At 71.4% G+C, this 23,094-nt stretch carries 19 protein-coding genes; 12 read left to right on the top strand and 7 right to left on the bottom strand.

Features of this window, described 5'->3' with window-relative positions:
* The first annotated feature begins 73 nt into the window (after nucleotides 1–73).
* From AB3M34_RS18280 to AB3M34_RS18265, 4 genes are all read left to right on the top strand, one after another.
* Entirely contained in the window at nucleotides 74–1,780 is a 1,707-nt protein-coding gene (locus tag AB3M34_RS18280) for a GMC oxidoreductase (protein WP_370616107.1), read from the top strand.
* A gap of 312 nt (nucleotides 1,781–2,092) precedes the next feature.
* On the top strand, nucleotides 2,093–4,669 hold the full coding sequence (locus tag AB3M34_RS18275; protein WP_370616105.1) for a glycoside hydrolase family 3 protein: 2,577 nt from the start codon (nucleotides 2,093–2,095) through the stop codon (nucleotides 4,667–4,669).
* A 73-nt stretch (nucleotides 4,670–4,742) separates the two neighbouring features.
* Complete coding sequence (gene guaA / locus AB3M34_RS18270) at nucleotides 4,743–6,308, top strand: glutamine-hydrolyzing GMP synthase (protein WP_370616103.1); 1,566 nt, start codon at nucleotides 4,743–4,745, stop codon at nucleotides 6,306–6,308.
* 3 nt (nucleotides 6,309–6,311) lie between these two features.
* Nucleotides 6,312–6,836, top strand: a complete 525-nt coding sequence (locus tag AB3M34_RS18265; protein WP_370616102.1) for a DinB family protein — start codon at nucleotides 6,312–6,314, stop codon at nucleotides 6,834–6,836.
* Here the strand turns inward: AB3M34_RS18265 and AB3M34_RS18260 are convergent.
* From AB3M34_RS18260 to nhaA, 4 genes are all read right to left on the bottom strand, one after another.
* Nucleotides 6,826–8,061 (bottom strand): RNA polymerase sigma factor, encoded by a 1,236-nt coding sequence (locus tag AB3M34_RS18260; RefSeq protein ID WP_370616101.1) that lies wholly within the window; start codon nucleotides 8,059–8,061, stop codon nucleotides 6,826–6,828. The genes AB3M34_RS18265 and AB3M34_RS18260 overlap by 11 nt on opposite strands.
* Nucleotides 8,062–8,071: 10 nt before the next feature.
* On the bottom strand, nucleotides 8,072–8,416 hold the full coding sequence (locus AB3M34_RS18255; protein ID WP_370616099.1) for a YciI family protein: 345 nt from the start codon (nucleotides 8,414–8,416) through the stop codon (nucleotides 8,072–8,074).
* An 80-nt stretch (nucleotides 8,417–8,496) separates the two neighbouring features.
* A complete protein-coding gene (locus AB3M34_RS18250; RefSeq protein ID WP_370616098.1) occupies nucleotides 8,497–9,597 on the bottom strand; it encodes a GNAT family N-acetyltransferase in 1,101 nt (366 codons plus the stop codon).
* Between the two features lie 50 nt (nucleotides 9,598–9,647).
* Nucleotides 9,648–10,952, bottom strand: coding sequence for a Na+/H+ antiporter NhaA (gene nhaA, locus AB3M34_RS18245; RefSeq protein WP_370616096.1), 1,305 nt, complete (start codon nucleotides 10,950–10,952; stop codon nucleotides 9,648–9,650).
* A gap of 171 nt (nucleotides 10,953–11,123) precedes the next feature.
* Here nhaA and AB3M34_RS18240 point away from each other — a divergent pair, with 171 nt between their 5' ends.
* Genes AB3M34_RS18240 through AB3M34_RS18225 form a run of 4 tightly spaced genes read left to right on the top strand, consistent with a single transcriptional unit; the run spans nucleotide 11,124 to nucleotide 15,484 of the window.
* Nucleotides 11,124–12,848, top strand: a complete 1,725-nt coding sequence (locus tag AB3M34_RS18240; RefSeq protein WP_370616095.1) for an ABC transporter ATP-binding protein — start codon at nucleotides 11,124–11,126, stop codon at nucleotides 12,846–12,848.
* On the top strand, nucleotides 12,841–14,586 hold the full coding sequence (locus tag AB3M34_RS18235; RefSeq protein WP_370616094.1) for an ABC transporter ATP-binding protein: 1,746 nt from the start codon (nucleotides 12,841–12,843) through the stop codon (nucleotides 14,584–14,586). Before AB3M34_RS18240 ends, AB3M34_RS18235 begins: the two co-directional genes overlap by 8 nt.
* Before the next feature lie 36 nt (nucleotides 14,587–14,622).
* Complete coding sequence (locus AB3M34_RS18230) at nucleotides 14,623–15,009, top strand: nuclear transport factor 2 family protein (protein ID WP_370616092.1); 387 nt, start codon at nucleotides 14,623–14,625, stop codon at nucleotides 15,007–15,009.
* A 34-nt stretch (nucleotides 15,010–15,043) separates the two neighbouring features.
* Nucleotides 15,044–15,484, top strand: a complete 441-nt coding sequence (locus AB3M34_RS18225; RefSeq protein WP_370616090.1) for an Lrp/AsnC family transcriptional regulator — start codon at nucleotides 15,044–15,046, stop codon at nucleotides 15,482–15,484.
* A 4-nt stretch (nucleotides 15,485–15,488) separates the two neighbouring features.
* Here the strand turns inward: AB3M34_RS18225 and AB3M34_RS18220 are convergent, their stop codons facing one another.
* The 3 genes from AB3M34_RS18220 to AB3M34_RS18210 are packed head-to-tail and all read right to left on the bottom strand — an operon-like array spanning nucleotide 15,489 to nucleotide 17,448.
* Nucleotides 15,489–15,683: a PspC domain-containing protein gene (locus tag AB3M34_RS18220; protein WP_370616088.1), complete on the bottom strand. Its 195-nt coding sequence runs from the start codon at nucleotides 15,681–15,683 to the stop codon at nucleotides 15,489–15,491.
* Complete coding sequence (locus tag AB3M34_RS18215) at nucleotides 15,680–16,117, bottom strand: hypothetical protein (RefSeq protein ID WP_370616086.1); 438 nt, start codon at nucleotides 16,115–16,117, stop codon at nucleotides 15,680–15,682. The genes AB3M34_RS18220 and AB3M34_RS18215 overlap by 4 nt, the downstream gene beginning before the upstream one ends.
* Nucleotides 16,114–17,448: a PspC domain-containing protein gene (locus tag AB3M34_RS18210; protein WP_370616084.1), complete on the bottom strand. Its 1,335-nt coding sequence runs from the start codon at nucleotides 17,446–17,448 to the stop codon at nucleotides 16,114–16,116. The genes AB3M34_RS18215 and AB3M34_RS18210 overlap by 4 nt, the downstream gene beginning before the upstream one ends.
* Nucleotides 17,449–17,595: 147 nt before the next feature.
* Between AB3M34_RS18210 and AB3M34_RS18205 the strand changes: the two genes are divergently transcribed.
* The 4 genes from AB3M34_RS18205 to AB3M34_RS18190 all read left to right on the top strand — a co-directional run bounded on the left by AB3M34_RS18205 (nucleotide 17,596) and on the right by AB3M34_RS18190 (nucleotide 23,049).
* Entirely contained in the window at nucleotides 17,596–18,879 is a 1,284-nt protein-coding gene (locus tag AB3M34_RS18205) for a PspC domain-containing protein (protein WP_370620054.1), read from the top strand.
* Between the two features lie 62 nt (nucleotides 18,880–18,941).
* Nucleotides 18,942–19,544, top strand: a complete 603-nt coding sequence (locus tag AB3M34_RS18200; RefSeq protein WP_370620052.1) for a LuxR C-terminal-related transcriptional regulator — start codon at nucleotides 18,942–18,944, stop codon at nucleotides 19,542–19,544.
* Nucleotides 19,545–19,603: 59 nt separating this feature from the next.
* The gene (locus AB3M34_RS18195; protein ID WP_370616083.1) at nucleotides 19,604–20,941 is read left to right on the top strand and encodes a protealysin inhibitor emfourin; all 1,338 of its coding nucleotides are present in this window, start codon (nucleotides 19,604–19,606) and stop codon (nucleotides 20,939–20,941) included.
* Nucleotides 20,942–20,958: 17 nt separating this feature from the next.
* A complete protein-coding gene (locus tag AB3M34_RS18190; RefSeq protein WP_370616081.1) occupies nucleotides 20,959–23,049 on the top strand; it encodes a heavy metal translocating P-type ATPase in 2,091 nt (696 codons plus the stop codon).
* Nucleotides 23,050–23,094: the final 45 nt, after the last annotated feature.

The raw sequence follows: 23,094 nt of genomic DNA, 5'->3' as shown, positions 1-23,094 counted from the left end.
AATACGACATCGATGATGAAGTATTCCCTACCCGGGGGTAGCAAGACCGTGACCGGGGTCATACGCTGACGCTGTGACCCACGACCTCGCCTCGACGCACTACGACGTCCTCGTGATCGGCTCCGGCTTCGGCGGGAGCGTCACGGCGCTGAGACTCACCGAGAAGGGCTACCGGGTCGGAGTCCTCGAGGCTGGTGCCCGGTTCGCCGACGAGGACTTCGCGGAGACGTCCTGGGACCTGAGGCGGTACCTCTTCGCACCCGAGGTCGGCTGCTACGGCATCCAGCGGATCAATGTCCTCAAGGACGTCATGATCATGTCGGGGGCCGGGGTCGGCGGCGGTTCCCTCGTCTACGCGAACACCTTGTACGAGCCGCTCGAGCCGTTCTACCGCGACAAGGCATGGGGGCACATCACCGACTGGAAGGCCGAGCTCGCGCCGTACTACGACCAGGCGAAGCGCATGCTGGGCGTCAACACCTACCCGCTCGTCTCGCCCGCCGACGAGGTCATGCGTGAGGTGGCCGACGACATGGGCGTCGGCGAGACCTTCCACCCGACGCCGGTCGGCGTCTTCTTCGGTGGGCCGGGCGAGACCGTCGCGGATCCCTACTTCGGCGGCGCCGGACCCGACCGCGCCGGCTGCACCCACTGCGGCGAGTGCATGACGGGCTGCCGGCACAACGCCAAGAACACGCTGGTCAAGAACTACCTCTACCTCGCCGAGCAGGCCGGGGCGACCGTGCACGCACTGACCACCGTGACGAGCGTGAGCCCTTTGCCGGGTGGTGGCTACGCTGTCGACACGCGCCGTACGAACCGCCGGCGCCGTGTCCCGCGCCGCTTCACGGCCGACCAGGTCGTCTTCGCGGCGGGCGCGCTCGGCACCCAGAAGCTGCTCCACCGGATGCGGACGCAGGGCACCCTCCCGCGGATCTCTGACCGGCTCGGTGTGCTCACCCGGACGAACTCCGAGTCGCTCCTCGGCGCGATCGCGGGCAGCACCGACGTCGACTACTCGAAAGGCGTCGCGATCACCTCGTCGTTCCACCCCGACGAGGTCACCCACATCGAGCCCGTCCGTTACGGCAAGGGCTCCAACGCGATGTCGTTGCTGCAGACCGTGCTGACCGACGGCGACGGTCCGCGGCCGCGGTGGCAGTCGTGGCTGAAGGAGCTGTGGGCGCAGAAGGGCAACGTCCGCGAGCTGTACGACCTCAAGCACTGGTCCGAGCGCGTGATCATCCTGCTCGTCATGCAGTCGGTCGACAACTCGATCACGACCTCCATGAAGAAGGGCCGGTTCACCGGACGGATGCGCCTGACGTCGAAGCAGGGCAGCGGTGAGCCGAACCCGAGCTGGATCCCGAAGGCCAACGACGCGGTGCGCCGGACCGCCGAGAAGATCGACGGGTGGCCCGGCGGGACGATCGGCGAGCCGTTCAACATCCCGCTCACCGCCCACTTCATCGGCGGGTGCGCCATCGGAGACTCGCCGGAGTCCGGCGTCATCGACCCGTACCACCGGCTCTACGGCCACGAGGGCCTGCACGTGGTCGACGGAGCGGCGATCAGCGCCAACCTGGGCGTCAACCCGTCGCTCACGATCACGGCGCAGGCCGAGCGCGCGATGGCGTTCTGGCCGAACAAGGGCGAGGAGGACCAGCGGCCGGCGGCGGGGGAGGCGTACGCGCGTCTCGAGGCGGTCACGCCGAAGAGCCCCGTCGTGCCCGCGGACGCCCCGGCGGCGCTGCGCCTCCCCATCGTCGGAGTCAGCTGAGGGCGGCGCGGGGGCCGCCTGAGCTTCGCGACATCCCGTGAACGGTGCGCCGCGCATCCGATGCATTGCAGTGGGGACAAACCAGACATAGCATCCTAAAAGGGATGTGATCTAAGTCACATCCCGCCCAATTTATGGGGGGATCGTATGGCGTTGTCGAGCGGAACCTTTCGAGCAGCTGTCATTGCGGGACTGATCGGGCCGGCCCTGCTGGTCTTCGGGATCCCGGCACAAGGATCCGGGATCGACGCCTCCGAACCCTCCGTCTCCGCCCCAGACTCTTCCTCCGACGATCGTGATGACGAGCGGTGGTTGGCGCCACGCCTGACCGCGGACGAGAGAGCCGAAGCGCTGGCCGCGGTGATGACGACCGAGGAGAAGCTCAACCTGTTCGAGGCGAACCCGTCCACACCGATCCCCGAGCTCGGCATCCCGTCCCGCAAGGAGAAGGACGGCTGCTGCGGTGTCAGCCTGGCCGACTCCCTCAACACCCCGACCACCGCCCTCCCGAAGAGCATCTCGCTGGCCTCGACGTTCAGCGAGGCACTCGCACGCGAGTACGGAGTGCAGATCGGTCGCGAGTCGTGGCGGACCGGATTCGCCGGCGCCACTGCTCCGACCTCCGACATCATCCGCAGCCCTCACTTCGGCCGTCGAGGGGAGTCCTTCAGCGAAGATCCCCTGCTTGCGGGACGTCTCCCGGCGTCGGTGGTCGAGGGCGTACAGGCGCAGGAGGGCGTGTACTCCCTGGCCAAGCACTACGTCGGGAACTACCAGGAGACGTCGCGGCAGGGTGTGAACCAGCTCATCGAGGAGCGGGCGCTGCACGAGATCTTCGCGCGGCCGTGGGAGCACATCGTCAAGAGCGCGAACCCCGGCGCCATCATGTGCGCCTTCCAGCAGGTGAACAGCGAGTACGCGTGCGCGAACAGCCACCTTGTGCAGGACATCCTCAAGGACGACTGGGGCTTCCCCGGCTGGGTCTCCTCCGACTTCAACGCCTGCCCCGACTACACGGCCTACACGCAGGGCGTCGACATCTGCGCCCCGGACCTCGGCCGCGCGTCGGTCGAGCAGGCCCTCGCCGACGGCACGCTGAGCGAGGAGCGCTTCGACGACATGGTGCACCGCATCCTGCGCACCTTCTTCGAGCAGGGCGTGATCGACAACCCGCCACCCGGGGCGCTCGACGTCCCGTCGGCGGACGTGCCCGGCGGTGTGGTGCCGGCCTTCATGCTCGACGACGGCGCCGAGCTGTCGCGCCGCGTCGCGGCAGAGGGAACCGTGCTGCTGAAGAACCGCCGCAGGACGCTCCCGCTGTCGCCGAACGACTCGATCGCTCTGATCGGGCCCGATGCCGACCGGTACATCGACATGTTCGGCAGCCCGTCGGTGCCGAACCCTGGCCGCCTCACGACCATCGTCGACGGCATCACCGAACGGTCCGCGGCCGAGGTCACCTACTCCGAGGGCGCCGACACGACGCGGTACGGCGACACGCTCGGTGGACCGGCACCCGTGCCGTCGGCGGTCCTCACCCCTGCAGGGGCGTCTGGTGATGAGCGCGGCGTGCGCGCCTCGTACTTCGTCGGCTTCCAGGGCGACAGCCCGCAGAACCCCTCCGAGGTGCGCATCGAGGACCAGGTCAACCATCGCACCGGGACCGGCGGCCTGATCGGCATCTTCGGACTCAACCCGAGCCCGGCGCCGCTGATCTCGCTCACCTTCGCCACCCAGCCCATGACGGCGCTGTACGAGGGCTCGCTGCGGCCGGTGCGGAGCGGGACGTACCAGCTGGGCGTCCGCGGGATGGGCACCTTCAAGCTCACCGTGAACGGTCAGACCCTCGTCGAGGAGAACCAGGTCGGCCTCAACAACTACCTGGAACCCATCGATCTCGTCGCTGGGCAGGACTACGAGATCCGGCTGACCTACCAGGACGACACCCCAGGTCAGTGCTGCGGCTCGGATGTGCCCGGGCCCACCGTCCGGCTCGCGTGGGAGCCGCCGACGGCGAGCGCCTCGCCTCAGATCCAGGACGCGGTCGACGCAGCGCGTGAAGCCGACGTCGCTGTCGTGGTCGCCTCCACGTTGGAGGGCGAGGCGACGGATCTGCACTCTCTGCAGCTGCCTCAGGACCAGGACCGCCTGATCCGCGCCGTCGCGCGAGCCAACCCGAACACCGTCGTCGTGCTCGCCACGGGCGGTCCGGTGCTCACGCCGTGGCGGGACCGTGTTCCCACACTTCTGGAGGCGTGGTTCTCGGGTGAGGAGCAGGGCTCAGCGCTCGCGGACGTCCTCTACGGCGACGTGAACCCCGGCGGGAAGCTCCCCCTCACCTTCCCGGCGACGGAGTCGCAGCCGGAGGAGATCGGCATCCAGAACCCGTCGCTCGGGTTCAACATCGCCAACCCGACGGTGAGATTCGACGAGGGAGTCGGCGTGGGCTACCGCGGCTACGACGCCGAGCGCCTGACACCGGCCTTCGCGTTCGGACACGGCCTCTCGTACACGACGTTCCGCTACTCGAACCTGCGAATCAAGAACCCGCGCGGTTGGAAGGCGGGAGTGGTCGCGGTCCGGGTCCGCAACACCGGCAGGCGGACGGGCACCGAAGTGGTGCAGCTCTACAACGGACGTCTTCCCACCTCCGTGTCGACACCTCCGCGGCAGCTCGCGGGGTGGGCACGCGTGACGCTACGGCCCGGCCAGAGCAAGACCGTGCGCATCCGCGTGAATCCGGGTGGGAGCGACCGCGTTCTGTCGTACTGGCGTGTCTCCGACAACGAGGTCGGCGGCCGCTGGGTCACGCCCAAGGGCCGTGTCCGGATCTATGTCGGATCGTCGTCGCGGGACATCAGGCTGAGAGGAACGATGCTCGTCCGATGACGGCACACGCCGTCGGCCGGGCCGCACACGGCGCGTCGGAGCGGTGGTGGCGTCGCTCGATAGGATCGGGGGCGTGACCGAGATTCCTGACCACGACCTGGTCCTCGTCGTCGACTTCGGCGCCCAGTACGCCCAGCTGATCGCCCGGCGCGTCCGCGAGGCGAAGGTCTACTCCGAGATCGTGCCGCACACGATGCCGGTCGAGGAGATGCTCGCCAAGAAGCCCAAGGCCGTGATCCTGTCCGGTGGGCCGTCGTCGGTCTACGAGGACGGCGCACCTCGACTCGACCCGGCGTTGTTCGCCCAGGGCACACCGGTCTTCGGGATCTGCTACGGGTTCCAGGCGATGGCCCAGGTCCTCGGCGGCACCGTCGCGAGCACCGGCCAGCGCGAGTACGGCCGCACCGACGTCACCGTCGGCGAGCGCGGCGTGCTGCTCGCCGGGCTTCCGGACAGCCTGCGGGCCTGGATGTCGCACGGCGACGAGGTCACCGCCGCGCCGGCCGGGTTCTCCGTCACCGCCTCGTCGCCCCGGGCGTCCGTCGCGGCTTTCGAGGACGTCGACCGCGGGCTCGCGGGCGTCCAGTGGCACCCGGAAGTCCTGCACACCGAGCACGGGCAGCGAGTCCTCGAGCGCTTCCTCGTCGAGATCGCTGGCTGCCGTCAGACCTGGACGATGGTCAACATCGTCGACGAGCAGGTCGACCGCATCCGGGCCGAGGTCGGCGACTCCCGGGTGATCTGCGCACTGTCCGGTGGCGTCGACTCGTCGGTCGCAGCAGCGCTCGTCCAGCGCGCGATCGGCGACCAGCTGACCTGCGTCTTCGTCGACCACGGGCTGCTCCGCAAGGGTGAGCGCGACCAGGTCGTCCGCGACTACGTCGAGGCGACCGACGTCAACCTGAAGGTCGTGGACGCGCGCGAGCAGTTCCTCGGGCACCTCGCCGGCGTCACCGATCCCGAGGAGAAGCGCAAGATCATCGGGCGCGAGTTCATCCGTACCTTCGAGGCCGCCGAGCGCGAGATCCTCGAGACGCCCGGCGCGCCGGTGAAGTTCCTCGTCCAAGGCACGCTCTATCCCGACGTGGTCGAGTCGGGCGGCGGCGAGGGCGCCGCCAACATCAAGAGCCACCACAACGTCGGTGGCCTCCCCGAGGACCTCGAGTTCAGCCTCATCGAGCCGCTGCGCACCCTCTTCAAGGACGAGGTGCGCCAGGTCGGTGAGCAGCTCGGCCTCCCGGCTGCGATGGTGTGGCGTCACCCGTTCCCGGGGCCGGGGCTCGCCATCCGGATCGTGGGTGCAGTCGACGAGGAGCGTCTGTCGATCGTCCGCGACGCCGACGCGATCGCCCGCGAGGAGCTCACCGCCGCCGGCCTCGACCGCGACGTGTGGCAGTTCCCCGTGGTGCTGCTGGCCGACGTCCGGTCGGTGGGCGTCCAGGGCGACGGTCGGACGTACGGGCACCCGGTGGTCCTGCGCCCGGTCAGCAGCGAGGACGCGATGACGGCCGACTGGAGCCGTCTCCCGTACGAGCTGCTCGAGCGCATCTCGACCCGCATCACCAACGAGGTGAGCGAGGTCAACCGCGTGGTCGTCGACATCACCAGCAAGCCGCCCGGCACCATCGAGTGGGAGTGACCTGTGGGCATCGTTCCAGACACCAAGGACTGGACCTGGACGACCCGCGAGACCTGTTCGGACTGCGGGTACGACCCCACGGCCGTCGGTCGCGGCGAGGTCGGCGCGCGCGTGCGGGCGTACGCGGAGCCGTGGGCGGAGGTCCTGCGGCGCGACGACGTCCGCGAGCGTCCGGACGACACCACGTGGTCACCGCTGGAGTACGCCTGCCACGTCCGTGACGTGTTCGCGCTCTACCACGAGCGCCTCGACCTGATGCTCGACGAGGACGACCCGCTCTACCCGAACTGGGACCAGGACGCGACCGCCGTGGCCGAACGCTACGGCGAGCAGGACCCCGCTGTCGTGTCCGAGGACCTCGCGCGCGAGGCGGCGCTCGTGGCCACGGCGTTCGACGCGGTCGACGGCGACCAGTGGGACCGTACGGGGCGGCGCTCCGACGGCGCGTCGTTCACGGTGACGACGTTCGCCCGCTACTTCCTGCACGACGCCGCGCACCACCTGCACGACGTCGGCGTCAAGGCCTGAGCGCGTCCAGCCGCTCCTTGAGGAAACGGCGCTGGGCGTCGTCGCCGGCGACCGCGATCGCACGCCGGTAGGCGTCTGCTGCCTCGTCACGCCGTCCGACGTCGGCGAGCAGGCGCGCGCGTACGGCCGGGAGGTAGGCGTACTCGCGCAGGCCCGGCTCGCCCGCGACCGGTTCCAGCGCCGTGAGGGCTGCCTCGGGGCCCTCGACGTACGAGACCGCCACCGCGCGGTTGAGCCGTACGACGGGGGTCGGCCACCGTTCGACGAGCCGGTCGTACAGCCGCAGCAGGGCGGGCCAGTCGGTCGTCTCCACGCTCGCGGCCTCGGCGTGCACCCCGGCGATCGCCGCCTGCAGCGCGTACCTGCCCGCACGGCCGTCGCGCGCCATCGCCCGCTCGATCGCGCGGCTGGTCGCCTCCCGGCCGCCGGCCATCAGCCGGGGGTCCCACGACCCGCGGTCCTGGCCGTCGAGCAGGACCACGTCCGCGGCGCGGCGGGCCCGCGTGCGCGCCTGTGTGAACAGCACGAGCCCGAGCAGCCCGAGAACCTCCGGCTCGTCGGGGAAGATCTCCGCGAGGCTGGTCGCGAGGGCGAGCGACGACTCCTCGAGCGCGTCGGTCTCCGGGTCGCGCGGACGCTCGTGCGCCGCGGTCGCGACCAGGTGCACGACCTCGAGGACCGCGCCGAGTCGGTCCGGCAGGTCGTCGGCGGACGGCACGGCGTACCGGATGCCGGCAGCGGCGATCTTCTGCTTGGCCCGGGTGATGCGGGCGGCGGCGGTCGCCGGCTTGAGCAGCAGCAGGCCTGCGGCGGTCGGTGTCGGCAGCCCGCAGACCACCCGGAGCGTCAGCAGCACCCTGTCCTGCTCGGCCAGCGCAGGATGGCAGCACGTGAAGACGAGCCGCAGCAGGTCGTCGTTCCATCGGGCCGCTGGGTCGTCGAGGTGCCGAGTCTCCTCGCGCTGGGCGAGGTCGGGCAGCCGGTCGCGCAACGAGCCCGCCCGGCGGTGCAGGTCGAGGGCGTGGTTGCGGGCCGTCCGGACGAGCCAGCCGACGGAGCTGGCCGGGACGCCGTCACGGTCCCAGGCCGCGAGGGCGCGCTCGAACGCGTGCTGCGCGCAGTCCTGAGCGGTGTCGAGGTCGCCCGCGGTGCGGACGGTCGCCGCGACCACACGGCCCCAGTGGTCACGGTGGAGGGTCGCGACGACGTCCGCGACGTCCGTCATCGGCAGCCGATCACACGGCCATGATGGGCCGCACCTCGACGACCGCGCTCGGGCACTGCTTGGCCAGCGCCAGCGCGGTGTCGAGGCCGTCGCACTCGATGACGTAGTAGCCGCCGAAGGCCTCCTTCGACTCGACGAACGGACCGTCGGTCACCACCGGCTCCGCGCCCGTACGCACGGTGGTGGCGGTGGTCGTCGGCTGGAGGGCCTCGCCACCGTGGTCGATCGCCCCCGCGGCTTCGACGGCCTTGCTGAACCGCTCGTGCGCGGCCATCAACGCGTCCCACTCCGCCGGGGTCGCGTCGACCCACGTGGACTCGTCGTCGAAGAGGATGAAGAGGTAGCGCTCGGACATCGGATCTCCTTCGGTCGGGTCCCGCCGTTCGGGGCCTTCACCCAGGTAACGAACAGCATGCGCCGAGATCGACAACGAGGCTACGCCTGGTCGAGGCGCAGCTGCCACTGGGCCGCGACGCTCGCCGGGCGGTAGCCGAGCGCGACGTTGATCGCGATCATCGGCGCGTTCTCGTGCGCGTTCCAGGTGTGGATGCGGCGCGCTTGCGGGCGGAGCGAGCTCAAGGCCCCCATCAGGGACGTCTTGATGAGCATCCCCAGGCGGTGGCCGCGGTGCTCCCCGAGCACCAGCGTGTCGGCCTGGATGGCGGACTCAGGACGCGAGCCCATGACCTCCGCGACGGAGTAGCCCGCGAGCGTGCCCGACGGTCGGTGCTCGGCGACCCCGATGACGGCGACCCGTCCGCTGGCCTGCCGCCGCGCCGTCGCGTCGCGCAGCCGCGCGACGTCCCACGCATCCTCGCTGTGGTCCATTCCTCCGGCCGGGGCGTCGGTCGTCATCCGGGTCATCAGGAGCGCGTACTGCTCCTCCCACTCCTCGGGCACCTCGTCCACCCACACGTGCGTCCGGTACGCCGCGCCCGCCACGCGCGAGGCCTCCTGCGCGAGGCCCGCAAGGCGGCCGGCCGGGACGGGGAGGTCGAGCGTGGACTGCTGCTCGACCTGCTCGAGCACGAATCCGTGCGCGCGGGCGAAGCGGGTGGACGCGTCGACGGCCACGGTGCCGGCCCCGGTGGTCGGACGCAGGACGTCGTGGTCGGGGTCCGCGCTGCGTGGGTGCGTGGTGTCGGCCTGGACGACGCGTCGCCCCGCGGCGCGGACCTCGGCGGCGACGAGCTCGGCGAGGCTCGTCCCGACACCGCGGCCCCTCCAGCGGGGGTCGACGCCGACATCCACGATCGCCACGTCGGTCTCGCCGACCTGCGGCAGTCGGAGGGAGCCGTGGCCGACGACCGACTCGGGCGTCCGCGCGTCGTCGGCCACCGCGACCCAGCGGTCGAGGGGGCGGTAGACGCGGTCCGCCATCATCTCGGCCGAGAGCGCAAGGTCGGGAACGAGGTCCGCGTGTCCCACGATCGCTCGCTCGATCGCCTCGCGCACCCGGACCACACCGCGAAGCGCCCACGCCTCCGAGGAGGAGAGCGAGGCAGGGAGGTGCACCGGGACGAGAGACAGCGGCATGGCCCGAGTGTCGTCGTGGCGCCGCTGCCGGTCAAACGCGTTCGGGACGCCTACTGGTCGTCCCGGCGCTGGTACACGTCCGGGATCCCGTCGTCGTCCGCGTCGACCGCGTCGCTCTCGGCCACCCTCCGGTAGTGCCGGTTGCGTGCGGTGAGCAGGACCGCTGCCACGAGCGCTGACAGGAGCGAGCCCTCGAGGACACCGATCTTGACGTAGTCGTCACGCTCCGACCCGAGGCCGTACGCGAGGTCGCCGATGAGCAGCGAGACCGTGAAGCCGATGCCGCCGAGCAGTCCGACGCCCACGACGTCGACCCAGGCGAGGTCGGGGTCGAGACGGGCGTGGGTGAACCTCGCGGTCAGCCAGGTCGCGCCGAAGATGCCGACCGTCTTGCCGACGACCAGGCCCAGCAGGATGCCGTACGTGATCGTCGACCGGTTGGCCTCGACGAGGCCGCTGATGCCGCCGACGTCGACGCCGGCGGCGAAGAACGCGAAGACGGGGACGGCGATGCCGGCGGAGATGGGCCGCCACCGGTGCTCGAAGTACTCGGCGAGCCCGGGTCCGGCCTCCGGTCCCCCCGCGGCCTCGCTGCGCAGCACCGGGACGGTGAAGCCGAGCACCACGCCGGCGACCGTGGCGTGGACCCCCGACGCGTGCACGAGTGCCCAGGCCGTGACGGCGAGCGGGAGGAGCAGCCACGGTGCGCGCACCCGCCGCTGGACGAGCACCGCGAACACCGCGATCGGGACGGCAGCCGCTGCCAGGAACACGATGTCGAGGTCGTCGGTGTAGAAGATGGCGATCACGACGATCGCGAGGAGGTCGTCCACGATCGCCAGCGTCAGGAGGAACGTCCGCAGGGCCGACGGGAGGAAGGATCCGAGCACGGCGAGGACGGCCAGCGCGAACGCGATGTCGGTCGCGGTCGGGATCGCCCAGCCCCGGAGCGCGTCGCCGCCCGTCTGGGCGTTCACGGCCACGAAGATGAGCGCGGGCACCACCATGCCGCCGACGGCGGCGATCATCGGGATCGCGGCCCGGCGAGGGTCGCGGAGGTCGCCGGCGACCAGCTCGCGCTTGAGCTCGAGACCGGCGATGAAGAAGAAGATGGCCAGCAGCCCGTCGGCGGCCCACGTGCCGAGGCTGAGATGGAGATGGAGCGCCTCGGGCCCGATCTCGAAGTCGCGGAGATCGACGTACGCGTCTCCGGCGGGCGAGTTCGCGAGCACCATCGCCAGGACCGCGGCACCGATCAGCAGGAAGCCGCCGACGGTCTCCTGGCGCAGCAGCGCTGCGATCCGGGACGTCTCGCCCCACGAACCTCGCCCGAGGACGGTGTTGTCGTTCTGCACGATCGGCTCCTGAAGGGTCGTCGGAAGGACGCCGACCAGACTTCCCGGCACACCGCGTCACATCCTACCGATCGCGACCGGTGAGGGAGGGACGAGACCTGGGTCACAGAACCGTCCGGACGGGGGATATTCGGTCGCTCGATGCCGAGGCGCGTCCTTACGCTGGAGGGTGTGAAGAACCTCCCGCTCGCCGATCCAGGCACCCCAGACCTTCGCTCGGCGACGCGGTACCTGGCCTGGATCTTTCGCGTGCAGGGGTGGACGCTGGTCGGCGCGATCTCGTTCGGGATCGTGTGGATGGTCGCTCAGGCGACGATCCCCGCCGTCATCGGTGCCGCGATCGACGCGGTCGTCGACGACGGCTTCGGATCCGCCCTGCTCATGTGGACAGGCGTTCTTCTCGTCGTGGGTGTGATCCAGGCGGTCGCGGGGATCGTACGCCACCGGCTGGCCGTCCAGACCTGGCTCGACGCCGCCTACCGGACGGTGCAGCTGGTGAGCACCCACGCGGGGCGGCTCGGGTCCGAGCTCAACCGGCGCGTCGCCCACGGGGAGGTCGTCTCGGTCGGAGCGACCGACATCGCCAACCTCGGCAACGCCGTCGACGTCATGGCGCGGTTCGTCGGGTCGTTGGTCGCCTACCTCGTGGTCGCCGCGATCCTGCTCGAGGCGTCTCCGACGCTCGGGCTGGTCGTGCTGATCGGCGTGCCGCTGCTGATGCTCGCGACCGGGCCGCTGCTGCGCCACCTGAACCGGCGCAACCAGCACGCCCGTGTCCTGCAGGGCGAGCTCAACACGCTGGCGAGCGACATCGTCGCCGGACTCCGGGTGCTGCGGGGGATCGGCGGGGAGGCGATGTTCGACCGCCGCTACCGTGCTGCGTCGCAGGACGTGAAGCGCGCCGGCGTCCAGGTCGCGCGGGTCCAGTCGTACCTCGACGCCTTCCAGGTGCTGCTGCCCGGCGCCTTCGTGGTCCTCGTCGTGTGGCTCGGCGCGCGGTTCGCGGCGTCCGGGCAGATCACTCCCGGCGACCTGATCGCGTTCTACGGGTACGCGACCTTCCTGATGCTGCCGCTGCGCACGTTCACCGAGGCCGCCAACAAGCTGATCCGCGGCCACGTCTCGGCGCGGCACGTGATCAGGATCCTCGGAGTCGTCCCGAGCGTCTCCGACCCGGCCGAGCCGGTGAGCCCGCCCGACGGCGACCTCGTCGACGCCCGGACCGGCACGGTCGTGCGCCAGGGACTCCTGACCGCGCTCGTCAGCGACGACCCGCGCGAGGTGGTCACCCTTGCCGACCGCCTCGGCGGCTATCCGGAGGCCGGAGGCGACGTCGGCGCGGTGACCTACGGCGGCGTGCCCCTCGGCGCCGTCTCCCGCGAGGAGCTGCGTCGTCGCATCGTCGTCAACGACACCGGCTCGGCGTTGTTCAGCGGACGCCTGCGCGATGCGCTCGACGTCCGGCACGCGACGACCGACGCCGAGATCGGGCGCGCGATCGACAGCGCCTCGGCGGGTGACGTGCTCGAGACGCTGGCTGACGGCCTCGACGCCGAGCTCGCCGAGCGGGGCCGCTCGCTGTCCGGCGGGCAGCGGCAGCGCGTCGTGCTGGCACGGGCACTGCTGACGGAGGCCGACGTGCTGGTGCTCGTCGAGCCCACGTCCGCCGTCGACTCGCACACCGAGGCGCGGATCGCCGGACGCCTCCGCCACCACCGCGCCGGTCGGACGACCGTCGTGGCGTCGAGCAGCCCGCTGGTGCTCGACGTCGTCGACGAGGTGGTCTTCCTGTCGGGCGGACGCGTCGCCGCACGCGGCAGGCACCACGACCTGATGACCACCGAGCCCCGCTACAGGCAGGTCGTGACCCGAGAGGAGGCCGAGGACGTTGCGTGACGCACTCCCCATCGCCGGCACCGGTCTGCTGCGGTCGTACCTCCGCCAGGTCGCGCGCGACCATCGCCGCGCCCTGGCCGTCATCGTCGTGCTGCACGGTGCGGCCGCGGCCGCGGGGCTCGTCGTCCCGTGGCTCGTCGGCGACCTCGTCGCGGCTGCGACCGGCTCCGGCGACTACGGCACGATCGACCGCCTCGCCGCGGTCGTCGCGGCCTGCCTGATCGCGCAGACGATCCTCACCCGGTACGCCCGCCTGCGCTCCGCTGTCTTCGGCGAGGTCGTGCTGGCGCGCCTGCGCGAGGACTTCGTCGACGAGGCGCTGACCCTGCCGATCGGCGTGGTGGAGAGCGCCGGGACGGGCGACCTCCTGACGCGCACGTCCCGCGACGTCGACACGCTCGGCTGGTCCGTACGCTTCGCCGTCCCCGAGACGGTCGTGGCGCTGGTGACCGCCGTGTGCACCGTCGTCGCGGCGCTGCTCGTCGGTGGCTGGGTCGCGCTGCCGCTGGTGCTCGGAGTCCCGGTGCTGTGGGTGTCCACCCGCTGGTACCTCAAGCGTGCCCGCGACGGCTACATCCGCGAGCACGCCTCGTACTCGCAGATCAACGCGACGCTCGCCGAGACCGTCGAGGGCGCCCGCACGGTCGAGGCGCTCGGACTCGGCGAGCAGCGCCGTGACCGCATCGACGCCGACATCGCGGAGTCGTACGCGGCAGAGTCGTACACCCGAAACCTGCGGACCGTGTTCTTCCCCGCCATCGAGGTCGGCTACCTCATCCCCGTCGCCGGCACGCTGTTGCTCGGCGGCTGGCTCATGGCACAGGGCTCGATCTCGCTGGCAGAGCTGACGGCGGCGATCCTGTACGTACGGTTCCTCATCGACCCGGTCGAGCGACTCCTCAACTGGATGGACACCCTGCAGGTCGGAGCCACGTCGCTCGCACGGCTGCTGGGCGTCGCCGAGGTGCCTGACGACCGCGTCGCGAGCGGACGGACGCCCGCGGGCGAGGAGATCGAGCTCGACGGCGTGCGGTTCTCGTACGTGGAGGGCCGCGAGGTGCTGCACGGCGTCGACCTGGAGCTGGCCGAGGGGGAGCGCCTCGCGGTCGTCGGACCGTCGGGGGCCGGCAAGTCGACGATCGGGCGCCTCATCGCGGGGATCCAGGGCCCGACGCGTGGTGCCGTCACGCTGGGCGGTGTCGGGGTCACCGAGCTGGAGCTCGACGACCTGCGCCGCCGTGTCGCCCTGCTCACCCAGGAGCACCACGTGTTCGTCGGGACGGTGCGCGACAACCTCCAGCTCGCGCTGGAGACGCCCGGGACCGCCGCCGACGACCGCCTGTGGGCAGCGCTGGACGCGGTCGACGCGCGGGAGTGGGTCGACCACCTGCCGCACGGCCTCGACACGGTGGTCGGGTCCGGCGGACACCGGCTGACCGACGCCCAGGCACAGCACCTCGCGCTCGCGCGCGTCGTACTGACCGACCCGCACACGCTGGTGCTCGACGAGGCGACCTCCCTGATCGACCCGCGGGCGGCGCGCGCGCTCGAGCGTTCGCTCAGCGCGGTGCTGGAGGGAAGGACGGTGGTGGCGATCGCGCACCGGCTGTACACCGCGCACGACGCGGACCGCGTCGCCGTGGTCGAGGACGGCGAGATCAGCGAGCTCGGCAGCCACGACGAGCTGGTCGCGCGCGGGGGCTCGTACGCCGCCCTGTGGAAGTCCTGGCAGAGCTGACCCGAATCGTCGGTGGCACCCTGCAGGATGGCAGCCATGGATGCGATCGAGGTCGTCAGACAGCTGGAGACGCGCATGCAGGCGCGTGACTGGGACGGCGTCGCGGAGCTCGTCTCGCCCGACGCGGTGATCGAGTGGCCGCGCACCGGCGAGCGTTTCAGCGGCACGTCGTACGTCGCGATGAACCGCGGCTACCCGGACGGATGGTCGATCCGGGTCCGCGAGATCGTCGGCGGCGACGACCGTGTCGCGTCCGACCTCGAGGTCACGCAGGAGGGCGTCGACGGCGTCTTCGTCGCGACGGGCTTCTGGACGGTGCGCGACGGTCGGGTCGTCGCGGCCCGCGAGTACTGGTCGGGCCCGACGCTCGACGAGGCACCTGCCTGGCGCACGCCCTACCAGCTGGGCGACGACGGGCCCTAGGCTGACGGGACCACGACCGAGGAGGGGTGCCGCGATGGATGCTGTCGACCGCGAGATCATCGGGCACCTGATGCGCGACGGGCGGGCGACCTATGCCGAGATCGGCTCCGGTGTCGGCCTGTCGGCGCCCGCGGTCAAGCGCCGTGTCGACCAGATGCGCCTCCGGGGCCAGATCACGGGCTTCACGGCGCTGACCGATCCGGCGGCGCTCGGGTGGAGCACCGAGGCGTACGTCGAGATCTACTACAACGGCAACGTCTCCGCCGCCGAGCTCAAGCGCAGCCTCGAGGCGATCCCGCAGATCGTCGGCGCCTGGACGGTCGCCGGCAACGCCGACGCGATCGTCCACGTGATGGCGACGAGCATGACGGAGGTCGAGCAGGTCGTCGAACGGATGCGGGGCCACGCGAAGGTCGAGCGCACGATCAGCGCGATCGTGATGTCACGACTCTTCGAGCGGCCACGCTCCCGCTGATCGGTCAGACATCGGTGGGCATAAGGACCCAGGCGACCAGGTACACCAGGATCATCGAGCCGAGCCCGAGCACCGTGAGCACCACGAACGCCAGTCGTACGAGCGTGGGGTCGATGCCGAAGTAGCGGGCGATCCCGCCGCAGACACCACCGACCCACTTGTCGCCGGTCGTGCGGGTGAGCTTCTTCGTCCCGGTCATCGCGGGTCCTCTCGGTCGTCGGAGGGCCGGGTGAGGTCCTCCAGGGTGAGCGTGTCCGTCGGGGTGTCGACGGGCTCGGGGTGGGTCGTGTCGGTGTCGGTACGCGGTTCGGTCTGCGTCGTGACGTCGGAGTCGGTCGGCTCCGCGGCCGCCTCGGCGTCGGCCTCGTTGTCGGCCTCGTTGTCGGCCTCGTTCGGGGCGATGACCGGCGGAGCGACAGCCGTACGGCGCTCCTGCTGACGGCGACCCGCCTGCCGGGCTGCGATCAGCGTCGCGACGAGTCCGACGGTGCCCAGGAGCACGAGCAGGAGGGGGGCCGCGATCGCGAGGGACACGGGCTCCCAGCCGGCGTACCACATGCCCCACAGGACTCCTGCGACGAGCACGAAGGTCAGCGCGACCAGGGTGAGGGCGTCGAGCGGATGGCGCTTCATGAGCGGATCACCTCCACGGCACCGATGGTGACGTCGATGTCGAGTGTCAGGTCAGGTCGGTCGGTGTGCTCGCCCGTCTCGAGCGAGGTCTGGAAGCCGCCCCGCTCGTAGCCGAGGGCGGAGATCCCGCCTGCGCCCACGGAGGCGTCGAGGTCGATGTCCACGGTGTCGGGGACGTACACCCGCACCGTGCCGACCCCGGCCTCGAGATCGAGGCGCCGTCCGTCGAGCGCGGCCGGATCGGAGATCTCGCGCAGGTCGACGACCACCTCGCCGAAGCCGACCTCGTAGTCGTCGCGCAGGTCCGCCGCGCTGCTGGGTGTCACCTCGATACGTCCGGCGTCCCAATGCGGGACGGCCGTCGTGACGGCCAGCACGGCGACCGCGAGGATCGCGGGGAGGATCAACGGACGGGCGTTGCCGAACACGGTCCCGACCAGCAGGCCGAGCGCGAGCGTCCCCGTCGCCACGGCGACGTACACCGACGGCTCGTCCCCGCCGATGCCGGCGACGAGCGCGATACCGGTGGCGATCAGGGTGAGCGACAGCGTGATGATCGTCAGCGCCCCACGGTCGTGACGCGGGTTCGGTCGCTTGGGCCTGGGCGGCAGCGGGGTCGGCGCAGGCACGGGCGGACCGGGCGGGACCGGTGGCAGGGGAGCGTACGACCCCGGGCCGTACGACCGCGGCGCGGTCGGCGCGAACGCGGCGGAAGGCGGTGCCGGCGGCAGGGGAGCGGCGCTCGGCGGCCCGGGGGCCCACGGCGGCGGCGGGTACGAGCCCGGTGCCGGCGGGTACGAGCCCTGCGGGTACGGCGGGACGACGACGCCGGCCGGACGGGTGCGGCGGCGCTCCTGGTACTCGCGGTAGGCGACCCAGGCGATGACGGCGACGGCGATGATCCACAGCGGTCCGAGGCCCCAGCCCCAGCCCCAGGTCCACGTGACCGCGACCAGCGCAGCCGCGCCGAGCCCGACGAGGCGGATCTGGGGTTCGTTGTCCCCGAGCCCGAGCCAACGCTTCAGGTAGCTCTCGCCGGTCGCCTCGTCGGGAAGCAGGATCCAGGCGGCGACGTACGCGAGGACGCCGCCGAAGCCGACGAGCGTCAGCACGGCGAAGATGATGCGCGGGATGACGGGGTCGATGCCGAGGTAGCGTCCGACGCCCGCGCAGACGCCGGCGACCATGCGTCCGTCCTCGGTCCGTCGGATGTCGGTCAGCGTGCCCGTGCCCACGGGGGTACGGCGTTCGTCCTGCGGCCGCCGGCCGGTCCCGGCGTCGGGCTCCGGACCCGGTGGGTCCGTGCCGAGAGGTGTGGTCGAGTCGTCCATGCATCCATCCTGCTGCGCGACAGTCCTCCGCAGTATGGGTGAGACCCCTGATTCGTGCCTGGCTGACGGGCCGGTATCCCGGGGTCGGCCAGGGACGATCCGGGTGGTCCGTAGGGGGACCAGCGTGTGACGATCGATAGCGTGACGATGACTGCGACGCCGCCGAGGCGCCTCTACCGCTCGCCGAGCCCCCGGGTGCTCGGCGGCGTGGCTCAAGGACTCGCCGACCACCTCGGTGTCCCGGTCCTGTGGGTGCGCCTCGTGTTCGTGGTGAGCACGGTGTTCCAGCTCGCCGGCGTCCTGGCGTACGTCGCGTTCTGGGTGTTCGTCCCGTTGGGCACCGCGGCGGAGTCGCCGGGGCTCGCGAGCGCGACGCGTCGTGGTCTGCGCGACGGCACGGTCGAGGAGGAGTCGCCGGCCTCGAACCGTACGACCCTGCAGACGGCCGCGCTCGTCGTGCTCGGGATCGGCATCGTCTGGTTCGTCGTCGGGAGCGACACGGTCTCCAGCCTGGTCTTCCCTGCCGTCCTGGCGATCGCCGGCTTCGCCCTGATCTGGCGGCAGGCCGACGACCGGTCCTTGGAGCGTTGGGTCCGTGTGACCTCCGGGTGGCAGGCCGTCATCAGGACGGCGGCCGGCACGATGCTCGTGCTGATCGCGTACGGCGTCTTCGTCGCGCAGCTCGGGGGCGGCCTGCAGTCGGCCGCGCAGCTGCTCGCGGCCCTCGTCGTCGCCGTCGCCGGAGCCGGACTCCTCCTCGGCCCGTGGGTCGTACGACTGCTCAGCGACCTCGCGACGGAGCGTCGCGAGCGGGTGCGGTCGCAGGAGCGCGCCGACGTGGCGGCCCACCTGCACGACTCCGTGCTCCAGACCCTCGCGCTGCTGCAGAAGAACGCGAGCGACCCGGCCCAGGTGGCGACCCTGGCCCGGCGTCAGGAACGCGAGCTGCGCGACTGGCTGTACGGCGACCGGACGCCCGACGACGCGACGCTGCGGTCCGGCCTGGTCGCCGACGCGGCCGAGATCGAGACGACGTACCGGATCCCGATCGAGGTCGTCGGCGTCGGCGACACCGACCCGGACCCCGACGTCGACGCCCTCCGCGCGGCCGCCCGCGAGGCGATGACGAATGCCGCGAAGCACTCCGGGGCCGACCGCATCGACGTGTACGTCGAGGTCGCCGGCGCCGCTGCGGAGGTGTTCGTCCGCGACCGGGGTGTGGGCTTCGACCCCGAGCAGGTGCCCGAGGACCGTCTCGGCATCCGGCGGTCCCTCGTGGAGCGGATGAAGCGCCACCGGGGGACGGTCGACGTACGCTCGGCACCGGGGGAGGGCACCGAGGTCCGCCTCGCGCTCCCGCTCGTCCGCGAGCCGTCACCCGACGGCGTACGCGACACCGCGCCGGACGGCGCCGAAGGAGGAGCCTCGTGACCAGCACGACGAACGCTGCCAGCCCACGGGACCTCGCGGTCGTCCTCGTCGACGACCACACGATGTTCCGGACCGGCGTGCGCGCCGAGCTGGGGAGCACGGTCCGGATCGTCGCCGAGGCCGGTGACGTCGACGAGGCGGTCCGGGCGGTGGAGGAGCACCGCCCCGACGTCGTGCTGCTCGACGTCCACCTGCCGGGCGGCGGTGGCGCCGAGGTCCTGCGGCGGGTCGCGACGCGCTACCCCGACACCAAGTTCCTCGCCCTGTCGGTCAGCGACGCGGCCGAGGACGTCATCGGCGTGATCCGCGCCGGTGCCCGTGGCTACGTCACCAAGAACATCACCGGCGACGAGCTGGTCGACGCGATCCGGCGGGTCTCCGGGGGCGACGCCGTGTTCTCGCCCCGGCTCGCCGGGTTCGTTCTCGACGCGTTCGCGGGGACGATCGAGGTCGCGCAGGTCGACTCCGACCTCGACCGGCTCACCGAGCGCGAACGCGAGGTGATGCGGCTGATCGCGCGCGGCTACGCCTACAAGGAGGTCGCGAAGGAGCTCTTCATCTCGGTGAAGACCGTCGAGACCCACGTGTCGTCGGTGCTGCGCAAGCTCCAGCTGTCGAGCCGCCACGAGCTGACCCGCTGGGCCAGCGACCGTCGCCTGATCTGAGCCCGCGTCGGCCGCGCGTACGAGTCGACGGTGTCGGTGCTGAGCGGTAGACAGGACGGATGAGCTGCCAGTTCGTCCCTCCGTACCTGCTCGAGCGTGTCGCCGACTCCAGCGGCGACCGCTACCTCACCGACACGCGGTCCCTCGACGCTCAGCTCCGCGAGCGCCGCGCCACTGCGCCCTCGGCCGCGCCGCAGCCCACCGACGCCGACGGCACGAAGACGATCTTCACCGCGGCCGGCAGCACGCGTCTGCCCGGTGACAGGGCCCGTGGCGACACCGACCCGCCCACGGGCGACGTCGCGGTCGACGAGGCGTACGACAGCACCGGTGTCGTGCACGAGCTGTTCCACACCGTGTTCGGGCGCAGCGGCATCGACGGAGCAGGCAGCGGCGTCACGGTGACGGTGCACTACGGACAGTCCTACGACAACGCCTTCTGGGACGGTGAGCAGCTTGTCTTCGGCGACGGCGACGGCGAGGTGTTCGAGCGGTTCACCAAGCCGCCGGACGTGAACTTCCACGAGTTCACGCACGGGGTCACGCAGTTCACCGCCAACCTGCGCTACGCGGGCCAGTCCGGGGCGCTCAACGAGTCGATGTCGGACTGCTTCGCGGCGATGGCCCTGCAGCGGATGCTCGACCAGACCGCCGAGGAGGCCGAGTGGCTGATCGGTGAGGGCCTCTTCGCGCCGGGGATCGACGCCGTCGCGCTGCGCTCCATGCGCGAGCCGGGCACGGCGTACGACGACCCGCTGCTCGGCAAGGATCCCCAGGTCGGGTCGATGGCCGACTTCGTGGTGACCACGGCGGACAACGGAGGTGTGCACATCAACTCCGGCATCCCCAACCGGGCGTTCGTGCTCGCCGCGCTGCGGCTCGGCGGTTACAGCTGGGAGCGTACGGGCCAGATCTGGTACGCCGCGCTGACGGGCGACGCGGTCGGCCAGGACACCGACTTCACGGGCTTCGCTGCCGCGACCGTGGCGGCCGCGACCGCGCTCTACGGCACCGAGGAGGCCGGAGCAGTCCGAGACGCCTGGGCCGAGGTGGGCGTCGATGCGGAGGGGAGCTCTCCTGCCGGCGGTGGGCGTCGTCCGACGTCCGGCCGGGTCGTGGTGTCGCGTTCGGGCGGCTTCGCCGGCATCGGCCGTGAGGCGACCGTCGACCTGGACGAGGGACCGCTCGGCGCGGAGGTCGCGTCCCTGCTCGCCCGCACGGACTTCGCCGGTCTGCCGGCCCCCGACGAGGTCCCCGGCGGTGACCGCTTCACCTACACCTTCTCCTTCGAGGGGGAGCAGGTGACCGTCCCCGAGGGTGCGCTGACGCCCGAGCTGGAGCAGGTCGCCTCGCTGGTCCTGGGGTCCCCGTCGGACGGCTTGTCGGATACCCCCTAGGGGTATATGGTCGAGGCATGAGCACGCACGAGCACACTCACGCCGACCACGAGGAGCACGTCGCTCATGAGCACGGCGGTCGCGAGACGGCGGGCCACGATCACGCCGGCCACGGCGGGCACGGCGACCACGTCGGCCAGTTCCGCAGGCTTTTCTGGGTCATGCTGGTGCTTGCCGTCCCGGTGGTCGGCCTCTCCGGCATGTTCGCGGCGATCCTCGGCTACGACCTCCCCGACGCCGGGTGGGTCGAGTGGGTGTCGCCGGTCCTCGGCACCGTCATGTACGCGTGGGGTGGTCGACCGTTCCTGACCGGTGCCGTCAGCGAGGTCCGCGCCCGCCGACCCGGGATGATGCTCCTCATCGCGCTCGCGATCACGGTCGCGTTCGTGTCGTCGTGGGGTGCGAGCCTCGGCGTCCTCCACCACCAGCTCGACTTCTGGTGGGAACTCGCGCTGCTGATCGTGATCATGCTGCTCGGCCACTGGATCGAGATGCGCTCGCTCGCACAGACGACCTCCGCGCTGGACTCGCTCGCCGCCCTTCTCCCGGACCAGGCGGAGCGCGTCGAGGGCGACCAGATCGTGACGGTCTCGCCGGCAGACCTGCGCGTGGGCGACGTCGTCGTCGTACGCCCCGGTGGCAGCATCCCCGCGGACGGCGACGTCGTCGACGGTGCCGCCGACATGGACGAGTCGATGGTCACCGGTGAGTCGCGGACCGTACGCCGTGCCGCCGGTGACGCGGTCGTCGCCGGGACCGTGGCCACCGACTCCGGGGTCCGGGTCGAGATCACCGCCGTGGGTGACGACACCGCCCTCGCCGGCATCCAGCGGCTCGTCGCCGAGGCGCAGGGCTCGACCTCGCGTGCGCAGCGTCTCGCCGACACGGCCGCAGGCTGGCTGTTCTGGTTCGCGCTCGGCGCCGCTGCGATCACTGCGGTGGTCTGGTCGTCGATCGGTCTGCCCGACGAGGCCGTCGTGCGCACGATCACCGTCCTGGTGATCGCCTGCCCGCACGCGCTCGGACTCGCCATCCCGCTGGTCGTGTCGATCGCGACCGAGCGAGCGGCGCGCGGGGGAGTGCTGGTCAAGGACCGCCTCGCGCTCGAGAGCATGCGCACCGTCGACGCCGTGCTGTTCGACAAGACCGGCACCCTCACCAAGGGCGAGCCCACGGTCGTGTCCGTCGAGACGGTCGGTGGCCGTACCAGCGACGAGGTCCTGGCGCTGGCGGCGGCGGCCGAGACCGACAGTGAGCACCCGCTCGCGAAGGCGATCGTCGAGGCGGCGCAACGTCGAGGGCTGACAGTCGCGCCGGCGAGCGACTTCTCGTCGTCACCGGCCGTCGGCGTCACCGCGCGGGTGGAAGGCATGCGCGTCCAGGTGGGCGGCCCGGCGCTGCTCGAGCAGGAGCACGCGGTCGAGCTCGAGGTGGCCGGGTCCTGGCGGCAGAAGGGCGCCATCATTCTCCACGTCCTCGCCGACGGTGAGGTCGCCGGAGCCCTCGAGCTCGCCGACGAGGTGCGTGAGGAGTCGCGGCAGGCGGTCGACGCCCTGCACCGCAGCGGCGTCCAGGTCGTGATGATCACCGGTGACGCCGAGGCGGTCGCCCGCTCGGTCGCCGACGAGCTCGGCATCGACCGGGTCTTCGCCGGGGTCCGTCCGGAGGACAAGGCTGCGAAGGTCGCCGAGCTGCAGCACGAGGGACGCAAGGTTGCGATGGTCGGCGACGGTGTCAACGACGCCCCCGCGCTGGCCCAGGCCGACGTCGGCATCGCGATCGGAGCCGGCACCGACGTCGCCATCGCGTCGGCCGGCGTGATCCTCGCCAGCTCGGACCCGCGGTCGGTCCTGTCGGTGATCGAGCTGTCGCGCGCGACGTACCGGAAGATGAAGCAGAACCTGTGGTGGGCAGCCGGCTACAACCTGATCTCCGTCCCGCTCGCGGCAGGCGTGCTCGCGCCGATCGGGTTCGTGCTCCCGATGTCGGTGGGGGCGGTCCTGATGTCGGCGTCGACCGTCGTGGTGGCAGTCAACGCCCAGCTGCTGCGTCGCCTCGACCTGCGCCCTGAGGCGAGCGTCCGAGCCGGAGCCGTTACGAAAAGATGATGCGTTCCGACCAGCATGTGGTCGGAACGCATCATCTTTGCGTGC

The sequence above is a fragment of the Mumia sp. Pv4-285 genome (genome assembly GCF_041320275.1).
Classification (GTDB): Bacteria; Actinomycetota; Actinomycetes; order Propionibacteriales; family Nocardioidaceae; genus Mumia; species Mumia qirimensis.
The sequence above is the reverse complement of the archived record's forward strand: the minus strand, read 5'-3'. Positions and strand labels throughout refer to the sequence as shown.